4 protein-coding genes are annotated in these 2,340 nt (G+C 60.8%); 1 reads left to right on the forward strand and 3 read right to left on the reverse strand.

Annotation, left to right across the window (positions count from 1 at the left end; translation table 11 throughout):
• Positions 1-905 (reverse strand): ABC transporter substrate-binding protein (locus EOA29_RS33370; protein ID WP_245468670.1); only part of this gene is annotated, 905 nt, incomplete at its 3' end.
• Positions 906-945: 40 nt separating this feature from the next.
• Positions 946-1,155 carry a hypothetical protein gene (locus EOA29_RS33375; protein WP_126092684.1) on the reverse strand — a complete coding sequence of 70 codons (210 nt, stop codon included), beginning with the start codon at positions 1,153-1,155 and terminating at the stop codon, positions 946-948.
• Between the two features lie 267 nt (positions 1,156-1,422).
• On the opposite strand from EOA29_RS33375, the gene EOA29_RS33380 reads away from it, so the two are divergent.
• The gene (locus EOA29_RS33380; protein ID WP_126092685.1) at positions 1,423-1,800 is read left to right on the forward strand and encodes a cytochrome c family protein; all 378 of its coding nucleotides are present in this window, start codon (positions 1,423-1,425) and stop codon (positions 1,798-1,800) included.
• Between the two features lie 185 nt (positions 1,801-1,985).
• Here EOA29_RS33380 and EOA29_RS33385 read toward each other — a convergent pair.
• The coding region (locus EOA29_RS33385) for an HAD-IA family hydrolase (protein WP_127222199.1) at positions 1,986-2,340 on the reverse strand (355 nt) is incomplete at its 5' end.

Raw genomic sequence — 2,340 nt, forward strand, 5'->3', positions numbered from 1 at the left:
ACACGATAGAGCCTGCCGGCGTCGGCCGCTTCCTCGGCGACCGGCCGCCTGGGGATGCCCTCGCGATAGCGGTCGCGCAGCTTTGCCAGTTCCTTGCCTTCTGCGCGGACAATCGGCGCAAGGCGCAGCCACTCTTCGTCGGATCTTGCCAGCAGATCCTTGGCCTGCGCCGAAGCCTGGAGGAAGCCGCGGACGACTTGCGGATTTTCGTTGGCCCATTTGTCGTGGAATACATAGCCGATCGCGGATACCGGGCCTGCAGCTCCGAGCGCCTTCTCCGCATCGGTGGCGCCGATCAGCCGGCGAAAGCCGTTGGCCTCGAGCCGGGCGCAAAAATGCCAGAAATTGAGCACCGCATCGAGTTCGCCCTGAATTGCCTTTTCCGAAATCAGCGGCGGCGCGCCAAAGACGACGTCGCTGATCGCCGGCAGGTCGAGACCGTAATCGCGTCTGGCCAGCGCCTGGATCAGCAGCCAGCTCTTGTCGAGGGGCCCGCCGGCGACGCCGATCTTCTTTCCCTTGAGGTCGGTGATCGCGCGCATCGGCGATGCGTCCTTCACCATGATCGCCCCGACGGCCGTCGAATAGGGGGCCAATGTGACATCGCTGCCGTCCGAGCGCTGGCGCGAGACCCACAGCCAGTCGGTCACGATCATATCGATCGCGCCGGCCAGTATCGCGACATTGGTCGCATCCTCGCCGGCGAAATAGATAACCTCCAGATCGATGCCGTTGGCCGCGTCGAACTTGTGTTGCTTCAGCGTATCGAGCTCCCAGCTCACCGTGCCGAACTTCAGCACGCCAATGCGAACCTTGGGCGCGGCGGAGGCGGCAATGGGATGTGATCCAAGTATCGCGGCCGTTCCGAGAGCTGCCAAACGGAGCGTTTTCCGGCGCGAAATCATGATGTTTCCTCCCGGGACTGCAACAAACCAGGGGCGCCGGTCAGATCGCCCGGTCCTTCGTCGGGAAGGCGCATTTCCAGCGCCTGACCTTGAAGGGCGGGTGTTCCTGCGACCATCTCGCGATTTCGCTGGGCGCCAGGATCATGCATTGGAACAGCGAGCCGCGGCTCTCGAAATAGAGATGCTCGTTTCGGCAATTGCCGGGATTGGCACTCAGGCAAACCGTCAATACGAGGTCGACCATATTCATTCAGCACCTCTTGCGCGCAAAGACGCCCGCTCTGGCGAAATCCTGCCCGCCCCATTGCCTGGGAAAATATCAGCCTGGACAAACTCAGCCTGACCGGGTTCCCGAGGTGCCCATGGAAATCCGGAATGACCCTGAAGCTACGCGTTCGCCCTAAGGCCGTCAACAAAGGCGAAAGGACAGTTGCTGTGGACCTTCGTATGGTTGACTTCGTCAAAGCAATGGCATGCAAATCATCAGGGGCGTCTTGACGATCAATGAGGAAATGCCATGCGCACTATCGCATTTTTCGCCGTCGCATCCTTTGCGGCTTTTACGAACCAATCCCATGCGCAGGATGCCGCGGCGGGTGAGAAGGTCTTCATGAAATGCAAGGTCTGCCACGTCGCGGACAAGGACCAGAACAAAGTCGGTCCGTCGTTGAACGGCGTCATCGGCCGGACGGCCGGCACGCATCCGGGGTTCAGCTATTCCCAAGCCATGGTGGCCGCCGGCAAGTCCGGCACCAAATGGGACGAACCCACACTGACGACCTATCTCCATGATCCAAAGGCCATGGTGAAAGGCACGAAGATGGCGTTTGCCGGCCTCAAGGACGACAAGGACGTGGCCAACGTCATCGCCTATCTCAAGCAATTTTCGAAATAATGGCAATTCTCGAAACAACGGCTTCGCCGGCCGTTCGATTTACGATCGGCCGGTGACTGCCTCCTTAAAGCGCGTCGCGATCTTTCAGATTCGCTCCCTGCGCTTTAAACTATTGATTTTACGCATGTCTTTGTCTCGAAACCGGGTCCCACTTTCGGGAGACATGCTTTAATCGACGCTGCGGATCAAGCAGCGGCGCGTAGCCTCTGCATCGCGGAAGGCAGATCGAGCAGGCTGTCGCAGACAAGGTCTGCGCCAAGCTCTTGGACGGGGATCTGGGTGTAGCCGCCGCGCAGCAGAACGACGGGCATGCCGGCAGCGCGCGCGGCGCCGACGTCGCTGCTGCTGTCTCCGACCATCAGCGCGTCGGTGGGTTCGACCCCGAGCTGATCGAGCGCCAGCAGCAGAGCGTCGGGTGCCGGTTTCAGGTGTGTCACCGCGTCTCCTCCGACGATCGCGCCGAGATATTCCGTCAAGTGGAAATGCAGCAGGATTTCGCGGGTCGCCAATTGCGGCTTGTTGGTGGCGACGCCCATGGCT

This window comes from Mesorhizobium sp. M1E.F.Ca.ET.063.01.1.1, from assembly GCF_003998155.1.
Lineage (GTDB): Bacteria > Pseudomonadota > Alphaproteobacteria > Rhizobiales > Rhizobiaceae > Mesorhizobium.